At 39.6% G+C, this 15,414-nt stretch carries 11 protein-coding genes; 5 read left to right on the forward strand and 6 right to left on the reverse strand.

What is annotated here, in order from left to right:
- Positions 1-34: 34 nt before the first annotated feature.
- Positions 35-904 (reverse strand): DUF5895 domain-containing protein, encoded by an 870-nt coding sequence (locus tag I8748_RS15485; RefSeq protein WP_198125472.1) that lies wholly within the window; start codon positions 902-904, stop codon positions 35-37.
- 346 nt (positions 905-1,250) lie between these two features.
- Between I8748_RS15485 and I8748_RS15490 the strand changes: the two genes are divergently transcribed.
- Positions 1,251-1,655 (forward strand): hypothetical protein, encoded by a 405-nt coding sequence (locus I8748_RS15490; protein WP_198125502.1) that lies wholly within the window; start codon positions 1,251-1,253, stop codon positions 1,653-1,655.
- A 20-nt stretch (positions 1,656-1,675) separates the two neighbouring features.
- On the opposite strand, the gene I8748_RS15495 is transcribed toward I8748_RS15490, so the two are convergent.
- Together I8748_RS15495 and I8748_RS15500 are read right to left on the reverse strand one after the other, a co-directional pair.
- Positions 1,676-2,305 carry a hypothetical protein gene (locus tag I8748_RS15495; protein ID WP_198125473.1) on the reverse strand — a complete coding sequence of 210 codons (630 nt, stop codon included), beginning with the start codon at positions 2,303-2,305 and terminating at the stop codon, positions 1,676-1,678.
- Positions 2,306-2,579: 274 nt separating this feature from the next.
- Positions 2,580-4,373 (reverse strand): tyrosinase family protein, encoded by a 1,794-nt coding sequence (locus I8748_RS15500; protein ID WP_214662585.1) that lies wholly within the window; start codon positions 4,371-4,373, stop codon positions 2,580-2,582.
- Between the two features lie 163 nt (positions 4,374-4,536).
- On the opposite strand from I8748_RS15500, the gene I8748_RS15505 reads away from it, so the two are divergent.
- Positions 4,537-4,803 carry a hypothetical protein gene (locus I8748_RS15505; RefSeq protein ID WP_198125475.1) on the forward strand — a complete coding sequence of 89 codons (267 nt, stop codon included), beginning with the start codon at positions 4,537-4,539 and terminating at the stop codon, positions 4,801-4,803.
- Between the two features lie 183 nt (positions 4,804-4,986).
- Here I8748_RS15505 and I8748_RS15510 read toward each other — a convergent pair whose 3' ends face one another.
- Positions 4,987-6,915 carry an alpha-amylase family glycosyl hydrolase gene (locus tag I8748_RS15510; protein WP_198125476.1) on the reverse strand — a complete coding sequence of 643 codons (1,929 nt, stop codon included), beginning with the start codon at positions 6,913-6,915 and terminating at the stop codon, positions 4,987-4,989.
- 430 nt (positions 6,916-7,345) lie between these two features.
- On the opposite strand from I8748_RS15510, the gene I8748_RS15515 reads away from it, so the two are divergent.
- Both I8748_RS15515 and I8748_RS15520 read left to right on the forward strand, forming a co-directional pair.
- Entirely contained in the window at positions 7,346-8,587 is a 1,242-nt protein-coding gene (locus tag I8748_RS15515) for a hypothetical protein (protein ID WP_198125477.1), read from the forward strand.
- Positions 8,588-8,739: 152 nt separating this feature from the next.
- Entirely contained in the window at positions 8,740-9,780 is a 1,041-nt protein-coding gene (locus I8748_RS15520; RefSeq protein ID WP_198125503.1) for a tellurite resistance TerB family protein, read from the forward strand.
- A gap of 201 nt (positions 9,781-9,981) precedes the next feature.
- Here the strand turns inward: I8748_RS15520 and I8748_RS35705 are convergent, their stop codons facing one another.
- The gene (locus tag I8748_RS35705; protein ID WP_263975743.1) at positions 9,982-10,116 is read right to left on the reverse strand and encodes a hypothetical protein; all 135 of its coding nucleotides are present in this window, start codon (positions 10,114-10,116) and stop codon (positions 9,982-9,984) included.
- Positions 10,117-10,476: 360 nt separating this feature from the next.
- Between I8748_RS35705 and I8748_RS15525 the strand changes: the two genes are divergently transcribed.
- Positions 10,477-13,701, forward strand: a complete 3,225-nt coding sequence (locus tag I8748_RS15525) for a glycoside hydrolase family 15 protein (protein WP_198125478.1) — start codon at positions 10,477-10,479, stop codon at positions 13,699-13,701.
- A 419-nt stretch (positions 13,702-14,120) separates the two neighbouring features.
- Here I8748_RS15525 and I8748_RS15530 read toward each other — a convergent pair whose 3' ends face one another.
- On the reverse strand, positions 14,121-15,290 hold the full coding sequence (locus I8748_RS15530; RefSeq protein WP_198125479.1) for a PAS domain S-box protein: 1,170 nt from the start codon (positions 15,288-15,290) through the stop codon (positions 14,121-14,123).
- Positions 15,291-15,414 lie beyond the last annotated feature (124 nt).

Here is a 15,414-nt window from a genome sequence, read left to right on the forward strand (position 1 = left end):
CATTACCCATTACCCATTACCCAGTCCCCAGTCCCTAGTATGGTGGATAACCAAAATCATCTTCATCAGCGTAAATGTAGGAACTGGAAACGCCAGCCATTGCCATTTTGGATGATTCTACTTTTACGGGTTCCTTACCAAATTCTTTGTATTCTTCAAAAGCCTTGCAGATAATTGCAGATTCTGGGGAATCCGAGGCAATCAGATATTGTGTCAACGTTCCCACTGTGGGATGTTTGAAATCCACAGTTGAAGCTACCAAAGCAATATTCGGTTCAATCCCTCTTTCTTCACACTCAATTATCGGGCAAAAAATCCCGTGCGCGTGGAATAGTGGGCCTTTTGGTGTTAAGGGTTGTTTGCGATATATGGCATAAGCTTTTTCTAGTTCCGCAACAAACCCACTCACAACTTTCCCTTGTTGGTACTCACAGTAACTTTTGCTGAAACTTGCTCCTGCTGCACCATTGAGAGTTAATTGCAGTGGGGATTCATGTAAAAACTTTTTATTTGCTCCTACTAAAAAAATTAGATAGCGAGTAAAGGTTTTAAATTTAAGTTTGTCTGCTAAAAAAGCATCATAATTATCTTTGAGTGTACCCAGTTTCAGACCAGTTTCTCTGTCTTTGACAGACAAAGGGCCTCGACGTACTATGACTAACTGGGGAGTAGTGGTCATAAAAACAGTTTCCACGCCAGAGCTAAATTCATGCTCTACCTGCTGCCAGTTATCATCTGGTTGAAAACCAACAGCTTGGGCATTATCCAGCTTAATCGCCAACCCGTGGGGCTGGATGCCATCTGTGCCATACCGAGGATTAATCATCTGACACCAGGGGATGACTTGAGAAGGCGGTGCATTAAATTTTTCATCCTCAAAGTCGAACTTAGCAGATGCTTTCATCGTTTTAGGCTATCAAAGGTTTTGCTAAACAAGTTTATCAGTATGGGGAAAAAGTGGCACTTCAGTATCAAGAGATGCTTTTCTAGAATAATACTTTTGTACCATCTAATTGGCAGATAACGCACGTTCAGCAAGCAGATTTTAACAATAGCTTAAAAATTATCCAATAGCCATCTTGAGCAGAAAAGCAGGAGTGAATGAATTTGTATCAGTGATTGTGTGAAATGGTATGAGCTGAATTTTTCAGCAGATTTACACAATTTTTAGGTGTAGAGAGTGCGATCGCTCGCTTCAAACCAACTTTTTCGGGATAATAGCTGTATCAAAATCCCGGATGTCAGGCAAAATGGGGCAACTCGAACGACTACTGAAAATGGCAGAAGATGAGCTAACTGAATACAGCACTGATGCCCGCAAAATTGAAAAGCTGCGTCGTAAAATCGGTTTATCTCTATCGGCAGCAGAACAAAAGCAGGTAAAACAAGAATTATTAGCTACTATGCAGTATAGTACAATTACCCAAATTGTTGAAGAGCAAAGACAAGCAGTAGCCTTACCATTTTGGGGAATTGCTGGATTGGGTTTGTTATTCGGAATTTCGTTAAATCAACCCATCGGCTTATTAGCAGCCATTGGTGGGACTGTAGCAGCTTTTAGAATTCAAAAATTGGGATGGCAATTGCAGGCAAAACGTTTATTGCTGCAAACATTAGAAGATATTGAAGCACGAATTTCCCAACCCAATAAGTAATATCGTGATGCAATTTGATATTACAGTTCCCGAAGTGAAAGCCGATCAACAAAAACCTCTGGGCCACCACCTTCATCAGGAAGGAAAGTTAAAGTGAGGTTTGAGATTTTTGTTGGTTGTTCGCCTTTTTTGACCTGCTGAATTAATTCTTCGGTGAGATCAAACTGAAAAGTTTTGCTTTTATCTTTTGGATTTAGCGGCTCAAAGAAATTGAGAGGCCCTATATAGTAAGTATCAACATCAGAGGCCGCCTTGAGATTGGGCAAATTTAGATATACGCTATAGTTGCCAACTGGTCTACCAGTGGAAGAAACTTGAACTTCCAGCACATAACGTTTCTTAGCATTAGTTAAACCAGGAGAATTAGCCCAATCAAGTTGAATAGGAGTAGATAAGGATAAATTTACTTGTGTTGGTGTTGATGGATTATTTATTAACTGTGTTTTCTGTTCTTGAGAAGCAAGAACAGTTGCTAGTAGCTGATTTTGTCTAGGAAGGCCAGATGATGGTTGGGTGTCCACTGGAGCCTCATGAGCGTAATTGATTTGACGGATATTATTCTGGGGTAACTGAGCGTCAACATTACTCGACAGCACTATCCCAAACGTAGTAAATGTTAGCAACACCAGAGCGAAAAGAAGCTTTTTCATAACCGTCCCAAACCTGTGGAAAATTAAGGATTGCTATCTCTTCAATTTTACTTCAGGCAAAATGAGACGGGTATATTAAAGATAAGAGTAGGGGCGTACAGCTGTACACCCCTACAAGATATCTGTTGCATTCTTTTTTCAAATTGGGTATAAGTCGTTTTTTCACCGAATTAAATAGGAATTTTATAGCAATAAGAAAAAAGCGATCGCTCCCTCCTAGAGTTAGACTCAACTAAGAGCGATCGCTTTTTTCATGTAGAGTCAGCTAAACAGCTTACGCTAGTTTGCGTAGTGTCACGCTTTCAACTTTGATATCGTTGGTTTGAGAAGGATTGTCTGAGATAAAATACACATCAAAATCTTCGACTGTACCCTTTTCAATTTCAGACCACTGTGCATTGAGTTCATTAGTAACATCAAAAACAAAGGTTTTGGTTCCTCCATCTGTAGAGTGTGCATCAAAGAAATTGGCAGCACCGATATAGTAATTATCGATGTCACCGATTATTTCAGTGACGGTCTTGGCACGAGGTAAGTTCAAATAAACACTATAGTTACCAATTGGGCGTTTAGTAAAAGATACTGTCACATCCAATACATATTTCCCTTCAGCTAAAGGAGCTTTTGCAGAGATATTTGGTTGATTCGGTTCACTATTAGACCTTAAAGAAGTACCTGGAAGCGCTTGAGTAGCTTCTAGTGGCTTAGTTAATGGCACAGTGATTTTTGTCAATTCATCCAAGTTGTTACCATTCTTTTTAGCACCTACAACAGTCACAGTTGGAGAGGTTCTAATGCCTGTTACCGTTCTCAGTGGTTGCTTAATTAGTGTTTGGCTATCCGGGTCAAGTTTATCGTATTTGTAATCCACATTGTAGACTGCATTAATAATTTCCTGGGAACTGTTGAATTTAACCAGATTCCCATTTTCATCAACAAAAGTATACAGTGGTGCTAGTTCTTGAGGTAGGGGTAAATCCTGGGGTGTAGCTTTGATTTTTGTTGCTTGTGTCCAAGATTCCCAGTAACGGTCGATAGTAGAGTGATGTACCCAAAAGATTGGATCGAAACCAGCAGTGAAAACATCTCTCATCAATCCGCTACCTTCAGGAGAAGGGCCTTGCCAAATAGGATTATATGCTTGACCAACATCACCACCAATGTAAACGTGCATAGCACCGTGAGGCGAACGATCAATTAAATTAGTAAAATCTAAGTCGCCCTCGCCAGAGGGATTATTAAATGTCGTAGATTTATATGCGTTTTTTTTGTCTTTTTCTATCCTTCGTTGTTGTATGCTGTCCACTTTTCCACCTGGACGATTCAGGGAACTCCTTCTCAAATCTGTATAAAGAGAACTATCTGGTGTGACGAAATCTGTCGCTATTGTAGTCTGCTTCGGATTAGTGTATTCCCAATACGGAATTGCAAACTGATCATCTTTAGAGAGTGTGCGAACAATTTTTTCCAAGTAACCAATGTACAGTCGATGCCAAGGTAAGAAGTGCAGGTCATATTCAGCAGTTAGTGGCGAATGGGGAGGCGGATTTTCTTCACCCCCAAAATGGGTGCAGTGTTGCCATGCAGCTATCAGCTTTTCTACCTCAGCTTTCTGCTGTGGATCATTGAATGCAGCTTGTGTATATTTCTGACAGACGGTGTTTTGGTTTTTAAAATTACTAAAATTTGGAACCCAATGGATAGCTCCTTGATAGTACCAACTAGCAGGTTGTTCACATCCATTATCTCGCAGGATTTTGAAGGCTGCTTCCAGTGACTTTAGAGCCTTCTGTCCTTCAGGAGTATTGATACTATACCGAGTATAGAGTGCTTTTGAGGTCTGAGGTTTTGGAGATCGCTTTTTTAAAGCAGTGGATGGGGTTGAAGGAGTTGGTTGAGTTACCTGAGAGGATTGAGCGTAAGCAATGCTTGGCAGTAGCAATGTCCCCATAGTTGTGAAGATTGCTAACATCAAAGCGATCAAAAACTTTTTCATAACTATCCCAAACATTTGATTTGCATGGTAAGTAACAGAGACTACTTCAGATGTCGCTGAAAATGCGCCCATTTAAGGGCTTCTCTGTTTGATTGAAAGTTAAGGCGTTACAAACTTAACAGTTGAAATACATTTTCTCCAAAAAGAAAATGTATTAAGTTAATCAGTAGCATATGGAGAATTTACGCACAGCCACTGAAAATTGACATTTTTCTTAATTAACGACTGAACTGTATTGCGTTATGGATACGCCGAAATAGCAAATGCGAACGCCGAAATAGCAAATGAGTTCGCCGAAATAGCAAATGCGAACGCCGAAATAGCAAATGAGTTCGCCGAAATAGCAAATGCGAACGCCGAAATAGCAAATGAGTTCGCCGAAATAGCAAATGCGAACGCCGAAATAACAAATGCGAACGCCGAAATAGCAAATGCGAACGCCGAAATAGCAAATGCGAACGCCGAAATAGTAAATGCGATCGCCATGATTGCAACAATTTAGCTTGGTCACGCCAGCAAAAAAACCACGCGCCACTTGTGAGCATGGTTTTTTAGTATGGGGAATGGAAAATAGTTATACGAGTTGCATTCAGAGGTAGTGAGGAGAATGAGAGAGATGAGGATGATGAAGGGGATTTTTCTCCCTCATCTCCCCCTACTTCCTCATCTCCCATATCTATTTTTTCTATGACTCTCGTCCCGATGCCCAAGTATCACGCCATTTGACAGTGCCTTCTTTAGCAATCACCCAACGACGAGGTACAGTATTTTCTCGCAGAGGCGATCGCCCTTCGCGCCACATTGCATATTTGTAACTGATTAGCTTCCCTGCACTTTCATTAAAGGGAATCTCTGCAAACCAAGTATTGGTGTTGATGTACTCTAGGGGATAGGCTTTGGTAATATCCCAGTTGCCCAACTCTGGACAATCTCCTGTCACCACAATGATTTCACCAGGTTGAGTCTGCACTCCGTTGAGTTGCGCGCGCACAATCGTTTGCCCTTTAATTCGTTCTCCAACGTGGCTGAAAACAATCACACCCCGCTCTGGAAGTACCAAGTCGTAAATATTGCCGTCTTTGACTTCATACTTATTGCGAGTCACCACACAGGTATGCTCACCATCAGGGAGTTCTGTATGTACTTCTGGGAGAGTCACTTCGCCACCACGATTAAGTGCAACGAAACACAAAGAGTCACGATAGCGGCGCACGTAACAGTAAACGTCGGGTGTTAAGTATTTTTGCCAATGACTACCCATTGAAACAGCGGGATTCAATCGCCGTAACCCAGACAGTAACCTGATGTAACGATAAATTTCTGTATCTGTATCCCACTTGTCCATCATGGGGCGGTTGTATGGATCATTACCGCCGTTGGTGTCGTCATGGAGATATTGTTCAGTTCCGTAATAAATGCAAGGAATCCCGCGACAGGTCATAATTAAAGCGATCGCCACTTTCAACATTGCTGGATCGGGGTTCAGCGATTGGAAGCGGGCCATATCGTGGTTATCGATGAAGGTAATTAACTCTGTTGCGCCGCTGTAGCGATAATCTTCATCAAAAATGTATTGAATTGTGTGGAATCCGTTTTCTGAACCTTGTGCGAGTGCGGCTCTAATTGCTACACATAACCCAAAGTCTAGCAGTGTCATACCCGAATTGTTAGCAAATTCTACCGAGCGATCGTCCCCAGGATGACTATAAATCCATTCCCCAAAAATAAATACATCTGGTTTGTGATTGGTGATATCGCCGGTGAATTCTTGCCAAAACCAAATCGGCATATGCTTAACAGTATCCACCCGCAGTGCATCTACACCCCGGTCTAACCATTGTTTAATTGCTGATTTAATATACTCGCGATATTCACTATTGTTTTCATTGAAGGTTGCAAGACCGGCTAGTTCACAGTTCTGTACTTGCCATTCGTCTTCCCAATTTTGCACTTCACCATAATGGTGATACCAGTGATTGACATCATTATTAAAGTCCGCAATTTTCACGCCATCATCATACAATTCACCTTTACTACCGCTGGTATCAGGAGTGCTATGGTTACAGACAATATCCAGCACTAGCTTCATATTGCGCTTGTGCAATTCTGCAATTAACCGATCAAAAGTTGTATTTTTTGCTTCTTGAGTATTGTTTAAAGAAGGGTCTTCTCCCTGAGCTATAAAGCGAGGATTTATACGTTTAAAATCTTTTGTCCAATAGCCATGTATGGCTGCATTACCAACAAATAACTCTTCAACCTGCTCAAATAAAGGAGTCAACCAAATGGCAGTCACTCCCATGTTTTTGAGATAGTCTAATTTATCGATGATACCTTGCAAGTCGCCACCCCAATACTTACCCCAGTCTTGTCCGGTGGGATCGTACAGTTCTGAGTTAGTACCTTCACTATTATCTGGGTCGCCGTCATAAAAGCGATCGACGACGATGAAATAAATTGTTTCCTGGCGAAATTCAATATCTCTGGTGTAAAGGAACTCTAGATCAATTTCAGTATCTAGCTGTGGTTCTTGTATAAGAGCTTCTACATTTTCCTTTGCAGGATCTACTTTGTATTGATCTGGTGAGAACTGGGATGGAGGAGTTTTTACCATATAAGATGCAAAATTTTATGTAATTTTAGTTTGCACAGCCATGAGTACAGTATGTTGAATTTAGTATGTGTCATGGCATACAACGGCATTGTGCCATCCTTCCCCTGGCAGAACAATCTATCGTTAGCTAGTTTATAGTTCCATCCATAGATATAATTCATTTGCTAGAGGCTAAAAATTAGCAGTTGTATCAGTTGTGATTTGCTATGGCTTTCTATGAGCAACTGTTGAAATATCAACCACGTCTCTATGAACTTGGCACTTGATAAGTCAAATTTTTATGACATTTAGTAATTTATCTTTAAACTAGTGTAATTAGGAGTTGATCTGTAATTGTGTCCAAACTATTTAAAAACAGGTATTGGTGGCAGATAAAGCATTATAACCAAATATTCCAACCAAATTTTTTTGTATGTAACTGGTTATCAGTATGAGCAATCAAGGTATTAATGTCAGATTTCCCACAGGTCACACAGCATTTTTTCTCATTCACGGTGTTGGCGAACAAAAACCTTTTGAAACTATGGACTATTTCGCCCGCAACTTAATCAAATACTTTGATAATCAGAGTTTACCTTTTAAGCTAGAACACTTAATTGCTAGGCGTCAGCTATCATCTGGCTCTATTTGGACAGAAAGCTTTGTGAGAGTTAGTTCTAAAAACACCGAACAAGATTGGTTAATTGATATTCATGAGTACTACTGGGCACCTAATACAGAAAATAAAATTAGCGTACCAGAGCTATTGCAATGGGCAGAGCAAACAATTGATGGAACAAGTAAATTTTACAATCGTAAGGGAAATGAACAGTTATTAAATAGACTTGTAGCTGATAACAAAAGAAAAAGCTTATTTAAATACCGCCTGCGCGAGGTTTCCATCTTGCTGCGTCTATTTAACTTTGTATATCCAGCTTTGCGACTCGCAAGTTGGCTAATTCTATTGTTAATTGGGCCGTTTCTCAAAGGTCGTTTTCTCCAATCAGCCTGGACATTGAGTAAACAAATTATTACTCCGCCTTTGGTTAATTACCTTGGTGATGTTGCAATTTACAGTATTACCGACCCCAAATCACCTTATCAAAAAATTCGCCAGGAAATACTTGCAGAATGCCAAACATTACTGGAAGCAATTATTCAGGATGAGCAAGCAAACTATGACCAAGTAATACTGGCTGGACATTCTCTTGGTAGCTGTATTGCTTATGATACATTGAATCTTCTGTGCATTGAGTCTAGCCTTGCTCAAGATCAGAATAAAAGTTTATTGCTGGATAAGATTAAAGGACTAATTTCCTTTGGTTCACCATTGGACAAAATTGCTTTTTTCTTGCGGGAGACTGCAAACGAGGATCAGTATATTCGACAGCGAATGTTAGAACATCTGAACTCATTCCGTGTCAAACCACAATTTACGTTGCAAAGTCCATACTTGAACCAAAACCCAGTTATATGTAAACTTGAGCAAATTCGTTGGGTTAATTACTACCACTTGAAAGACCCCATTAGCGGACATCTGGATTACTATGAAAACTTAGAGAACATTGAAATGAAATACCAAACATCCTGGGGACTAAAAGGACACCTGGGTTACTGGACTGAACCAAGTTTTTACGAAAGCATCGCCGATCGCTTCTTATATGTCTCAGATTTTGTAACAAAACTATATTAAAGTCAATCAGAGTTAATGCGGTGAACATAAAAAAGGATATTAAATTAGTCGTGTGTTAGCAAACCTTTTGTATGGTAAGTTCACTGCATTGCTCAACTGAACCATTGTTACTGTCAATGTATTATGACTATCCAGCAAAAGAGGTAGCATTTATGACCAATTATGACAAGATTTTTAACTCATCAGAGATTTCACAAGAACCCCTTAGTCCAGAAGAAGCAGTAGCAGCGATCGCAGTTGTCACCGCTATTGCTGATTCTAGCGTTGAAGAGGCCGATCCAGAAATTTTAGCTAGTATCCTTTGGGAATTTGAAATCTTTGAAGAATATTCAGAAGATGAACTCACAGAAATAGTTGATAGACTCATCGGTATTGCAGAAGACGAAGGACTTGGTGCTTTATTTAATGCTGCAAGTAAAGCCTTATCTGAAGATCTGGTGCTGGACGGTTTTGCCGCCGGGATTATCGTGTTAATAGATGAAGAAGAACTAGTTATCCCTAAACAGAAACAGCCTTATATCAAAAAGTTACAACAAGCTTTGGAACTTGAGGATGAAGAAGCCCATGAAATCATACAGGAGGTAATTGCTGCCTTTCAAGAAGCAGAAGACTTTGAAGACGATGACACACTAGGAGTAGAAGACTATAGCGAAGGCGTGTATGAGTCACCTTTAGGAAATTTCACCGTCCCGATTCCAGTTGATCCTCAGCAGGGGGGTAAAGTTCAAAGTCAAGAAGGGGTAGTTGGCTTTTCTGATGACTTCGGCACTTTGCTGAGAATCGATTATTACGCTATACCTCCAGAACAGTTGGAAGAATTGGAATCTATCGAACTGGAAGAATACTTTCATTCAATTTTAGTAGACAAATATGTACCACAGGCAATTTTAGCCAACGTGCCAAATGCTGAAGTTAAATATACTGAATATTTACAAGATACGCTGGGAGGGGCTTACTTTGTGTTAGTTGATATGCCTAAGGGGTCAACAATTTCCCAGCAAGAAAATAACGGAACTTCTAATAGATTGGATGCCTACCGAGGGCTTCTCGGTTTTATCAATGCAGAGTTTTTGTATATAGTTAGTAGCCAGCGTAGCTTTTTCAAAGACGAACCACCAGGTTCTCTGGAAGAAGAAGTAGAAGAAATCAAAGAAAGAATTTTAGAGTTTGTTGATACTATAGAATTTACTTAGTCTCAACATTGCTTTTCTAGCTAAACAGGGACTAAAAGCAAAAAAGATCATCAAGATGAAATACTTTACTAGCACCTGTATTCGTGCTGGTTTTTTTATGCCAAAATTATCACGTTGACCACTAATACAAACTCCAGCAATTCTTGGCTTGATTGGCACTGCTGACTGTTTCAGGTTGACAGTCAGCAATTCAAGTTTCAACTATCCAACAGAACGTCTTAGGGAACCATCAGCATATAACTCTAATGGTATTAACTCCACTTTACCGTTAACTCTAACTTGGGAGTAAACTACTTTTACCAATGGAGCATGATTTTCGTTATGGCGCAGAGACATAATCAATCCCCTTTCATACTAGTGATTTTTTTGTAACAACGCTTTAATACCTACAATGTAGTCAATTTGTTTTGAGCGATCGCTGCATCTTTTGAATGATTGTTGATCATTCTCTAGAATTAACAGAAATCCTTTAAAGGATGTATAAAATTAACTACGTGTAGATGAAGATTTAAAAAAATCTTGATTCTCGGTTATTCTTCGTTAACAATTAAGTAACCAATTACGCTTACACGAGATAATAAGAAATTCCTACTACCCTCAGCTGTAATACCATCGCCCATTACAAAACTTGTTTTGGCTTGGCTTACATAATTCACTCCACAGCCACAGGGTCAAATTCCATATGCCCTTAAGATTATGAAAACAGCCACCGAATTGCAAGCTCGACTAGAATATTACTACCAGCAAATTAAAACTATTATCCTGGCTCGTCAGAATCCCATCACTGGTTTACTACCTGCAAGTACAGCCATAACTGCCCACGGCGATTATACAGATGCTTGGGTGAGAGACAATGTTTACAGCATTTTGGCAGTTTGGGGTTTAGCACTTGCATATCGCAAGATTGATGAAGATAAAGGACGCACCTATGAATTAGAACATAGTGTTACTAAGCTGATGCGGGGATTGCTCTTTGCTATGATGCGACAAGCGCATAAAGTAGAGCGATTTAAACATACTCAGTCACCCCTAGATGGGTTACACGCCAAATACAATACCTCTACAGGCGACATCGTGGTTGGCGATAACGAATGGGGACATTTGCAACTTGATGCCACATCTATATTTTTACTGATGTTGGCAGAAATGACCGCTTCGGGATTGCAAATAATTTATACGATTGATGAAGTAAATTTTGTACAAAATTTAGTTTATTACATTGGACGAGCTTATCGCACACCAGACTATGGTATTTGGGAACGAGGTAACAAAATTAATCATGGGAATGCTGAGTTAAACGCCAGTTCTGTAGGTATGGCAAAAGCCGCCTTAGAAGCTATCAACGGATTAGATTTATTTGGTGTGCGTGGTAGTCAAGCATCAGTAATTCATGTGTTGCCAGATGAAGTTGCCCGCGCCAGGATTACATTAGAATCGCTATTACCTAGAGAATCTGGATCTAAAGAAATTGATGCGGCACTGTTGAGTATTATTAGTTACCCTGCCTTTGCAGTGGAAGATGTGCAATTGTGGGAACGAACGTTTAATGACATTATCAATAAACTCCAAGGCAGATACGGCTGTAAACGTTTCTTACGCGATGGACATCAAACTGTTTTAGAAGACAGTCATCGCTTGCACTACGAACCTTGGGAACTCAAACAATTTGAACATATTGAATGCGAATGGCCTTTATTTTTCACTTATTTAGTTCTCGATGGATTGTTTCGTGACGATAAAAAGCAAGTCCAAAAATACCAAGAACTTTTAGAAACATTACTCGTGAAGCGTGATAATTTGGCATTATTACCAGAACTTTATTATGTACCAGCGGAAAATATAGAAGCTGAAAAATTATCACCCCAAAGTCAAGTCCGCTTACCTAACGAAAATATTCCTTTAGTGTGGGCGCAGAGTTTATATTTTCTCAGTCAAATGTTAAGTGAAGGGTTAATAGCTGTTGGCGATATTGACCCTTTGGGAAGATATTTGTGTATAGGCAAAAACCGAGATTCAATGGTACAAATTGCCTTACTAGCTGAAGATGAAGATTTGCAGACAAAACTAGAAATTCATGGCATCGAAACCCAAACACCCAAACAAGTAGAACCGATTCAAGTCAGAAAAGCTGGGGAACTTTCAGCTATTTTTACTCAAATTGGACGTAATGACAAACTCGGTTTAACTGGTCGTCCAGTGCGGCGACTGCGGAGTTTGACAACATCGAGAATTTTTCGCATTCACGGCGAGACAATTGTATTTTTACCTTCGTTTGTAGACTCCCAACAGTTTTATTTAACTCTCGATTACCATTTTTTAGTAGATCAATTTAGAAGTGAACTCGCTTATATTCAAAAGTATTGGAGTGATTTAGGTCGTCCTACTTTGACTTTCATGTTAACGCACACCATGTTAGAAATTGGTTCTGAAGCATTATTAGAATTAATGCAAGAACTCAAAGATGGAGTTTGTAACAATGTGCAAGTAAAATTAGGGCGTTTAAATCAGTTGATGCTGACAGCAGGGATACAAAGAATTGATTTTCTGCAAGAAGGAGATTTTTCTCAATCTTCGGTGAAAGATGCTGCCCCACATTGCTATTATCTCGGTTATCATCCTGAAAAAAACTGGCGTTTAGGACATACTCAAGAATTCCAAATGGAGTGTGAAACTAACTTGAGTTTGTTGCTTTCTTCTTTACGTGCATCAGAAAATCTTTATGAACAAATTGAGTTATTGCAGACTTTGACGCGTTTGCAAGGACTAGAATTTAATACAGGGTTTGGCGGGCCACAATATCGTGTCACTGTAGCCGATTTACTCGATGAAGTATACACCAAAGCCGGAGATTTAGGTCTTTGGGCTGTTGTACGTCGGGCTGCGGGTTTGCGACAAATGGTTGATATCGGTTTGTCGGATGCTGTGACGAGTATTTTGGTACAGGGTAAGCAAATTTCTGTGGGTAAAGCTTATAGTGAAGCCTCGCTGATAACTGTACCCATGTCTCACAACGAAATCGCCGAGAAAATTAATCATTTTTGTCGTGAAGATATACGCGATCGCGTCCTCACTCAAGAGATACTAATTTATCTGGGTGTCCTCATCAGATCCCAAAGCGAACTGTTTCGCGGACTACTAACATTGAGAGTCGGCTATCTCATCCTGTTAATAACCAGCGAATTAGCACAGGAATTGCATGTCACTCAAGATGAAGCATACGAATACTTGATGGAACTTTCGCCGTTTGAGGTAAAAATGCGCTTGCGTCAGGTATTAACTGGTTACACAGGTATGAGTAACTTGTTACGCCAGCAAGAATCATTGCACGTCAAGCAAAAAGAAAGTGATATTGATTGGGTAGTGCTACCCACAACTACCGAGGAAATTACAGTTCCACCAGGCGGTTGGCGACGCTATCGCCAAGGCGAGGGGGCGTTAAACCGTGTCCCCAAAGACTTTTTTCAACGAGTTTGGCTATTGCTAAAACATTGCAAAGGATTGGTGATTGGTGATAAATTAGAACGCCGCAATCGTTTAGATAGCGATTTGATGTTATCGGAAATGACAGCCGGTGAAAAGAATTTTGCTTTGCGAGTTGAACATTTGTTAAATAAAATTGAGGCTCCAGAATATCGTCAAGTTAATATTGAAGCATTAATGGAATTAAGTGCGATCGCAGCAAAAAATCCCAATCTGCAAATCGAAGAATATATTGTCTTGGATGTGTTAATTGGTCATGCTGTAAGATTAGCATGGTTAGAACATCATCCCGAACGAGGCGATCGCTATGATGAAGATAAGGCGAGTGCATGGCGATCGTTCTACAACACCTCTCCTAAAGATTGTGGCAGTTATATCCTGAAGGCGTTCAGGTTCTTAACAAAATTTGCAGAAGCTAGCACAGCACAATTTCATCGGTGAACGCAATCAAAAGTGATGTGAAGGGATGCGATCGCTAAAAAAAACCCATCATATTTATATATGATGGGGTTTTGAGGTTGGTATTAATGTTAAATCAGGTACTGATGGACTGAACTTAATAGATTGATTAAAAAATATCTTTTTTCATCTAAACTTTGCTTCTACCTTTAGGGAAATTCTAGATTAATTTTATAAGTGTTTATAGATACAAATAGATGAGAACAGTAATAATATCATGTCCGTGCTTATTACTTATTCAAACCTCCCAAGCCCAACCCGCTAAAGCTGTCACGCACCCCCCTTTTATCTTCCCTTACTGAGACAGGGCTGTTTCATTCGCTGCTGTTTAAAATTTGTTGATAATTATAAAATAATTTAATAAATCTGAAAATAAATATTTAATTAATTTTAAATAAATATCATGAAAAGTCTTTCAATATAAGAAAATTTTTGGAATCAAAACTGATAAAGCCTTGTTTTTCTAATTTACCCATCAATCGTGTAACGGTTACTCTAGTAGTGCAGCAAGCACTAGCAATATCTTCATGAGTAAAGCGAACACTCAAGCGAGTTCCATTTGACATGCTTTCACCAACTTCCTGTTTCAAAAATTGCAATAGATGGTGCAAGCGGTCTTTTACTCGTCGTCTTCCACAAATAACTAAAAAAGCTTCTGTCTGCTGTAAACGCTGCTTGATTTTTGGTAAAAAAGTATAGCTTAGTGTTAAAGAAGCTGCTATTTCTCCTACGTGAATTGACACTAACTCGACATCACATAGGGCTGTCGCTTGGTAGTTGTTTAGAAAAGTTAAACTTGAGCCAAAAACCATTCCTCCTTTTGCCAAACCTACAAGCACTTCTTCGCCCGTTTCACAGAAGCTACTTAGTTTAACTAAACCCCGACAGACATATAAAATTTCTAGCGGGTTGAGGGAAATATTTTCTCCTTTAGTATATTTATATATATAGCGATTTTGAGTGAAGTCGCTGTCATGGTTGACTAATGATAATTCTGCTTGCTTCGCTTCAACAATTTTACGCATTATCCAGCGTAGAGATATTGCATCACCCTGCTGATTGCGGACAATTGCTACTGCCAAGTTTGCATTGAATGACTCACCATCACGTTGCTGGAAGCGTACTATTAATTCTCTATCTTTGTCAGATTCAGATAGCTGATTCAGGAAGCTGCGAAGATGCTGACGTTCTTCTAAAGGCACAAAGTTAATTAATGCTTTGCCTACCATATACTGCTTTGAAAGATTGAGTAACCTAGCTGCGGCAAGATTAGCTTCAAAGATTATCCCTTTAGCATTAGTTACTAAATATGCCTCTGGTGCCGACTCGAATAAATCCCGATAGTGTTGGCGTTCTGATGCTAACAAAGATTGTATTTCTATTAGTTGCTCATTTTGCTGATACAGTTCATCCACTGCTAAGTGTAAATTTCTTAAGTTCGTCTGAACTTCCTGAAAAGCTTGTGGCAGAAGTTCTGGCGGAATCCAAGGCAAGATATTAGCAGTTTGGGATAAATCTGCTAAACGCTTGTTCAATATTTCTGTACGTCGCAAAAACTTTTCTATGTTCATTTGAAATCTTCGTCTTCATGCGTTAGGAACTCTCAAAGATAACAAAATCGGTTAATGTTGACCTCCAAAAATTACCTTTTTACTCCAAATAGTCTTCCATTTTTACTCTAAATAGTCTTCCATC

The organism is Amazonocrinis nigriterrae CENA67 (assembly GCF_016056305.1).
GTDB lineage: Bacteria > Cyanobacteriota > Cyanobacteriia > Cyanobacteriales > Nostocaceae > Amazonocrinis > Amazonocrinis nigriterrae.

Excerpts from the sequence above, each read along its gene's own strand:
- I8748_RS15485 (WP_198125472.1), bottom strand. The coding sequence starts at position 904 with ATGAAAGCATCTGCTAAGTTCGACTTTGAGGATGAAAAATTTAATGCA.
- I8748_RS15490 (WP_198125502.1), top strand. The coding sequence starts at position 1,251 with ATGGGGCAACTCGAACGACTACTGAAAATGGCAGAAGATGAGCTAACT.
- I8748_RS15495 (WP_198125473.1), bottom strand. The coding sequence starts at position 2,305 with ATGAAAAAGCTTCTTTTCGCTCTGGTGTTGCTAACATTTACTACGTTT.
- I8748_RS15500 (WP_214662585.1), bottom strand. The coding sequence starts at position 4,373 with ATGGGCGCATTTTCAGCGACATCTGAAGTAGTCTCTGTTACTTACCAT.
- I8748_RS15510 (WP_198125476.1), bottom strand. The coding sequence starts at position 6,915 with ATGGTAAAAACTCCTCCATCCCAGTTCTCACCAGATCAATACAAAGTA.
- I8748_RS15515 (WP_198125477.1), top strand. The coding sequence starts at position 7,346 with ATGAGCAATCAAGGTATTAATGTCAGATTTCCCACAGGTCACACAGCA.
- I8748_RS15520 (WP_198125503.1), top strand. The coding sequence starts at position 8,740 with ATGACCAATTATGACAAGATTTTTAACTCATCAGAGATTTCACAAGAA.
- I8748_RS35705 (WP_263975743.1), bottom strand. The coding sequence starts at position 10,116 with ATGTCTCTGCGCCATAACGAAAATCATGCTCCATTGGTAAAAGTAGTT.
- I8748_RS15525 (WP_198125478.1), top strand. The coding sequence starts at position 10,477 with ATGAAAACAGCCACCGAATTGCAAGCTCGACTAGAATATTACTACCAG.
- I8748_RS15530 (WP_198125479.1), bottom strand. The coding sequence starts at position 15,290 with ATGAACATAGAAAAGTTTTTGCGACGTACAGAAATATTGAACAAGCGT.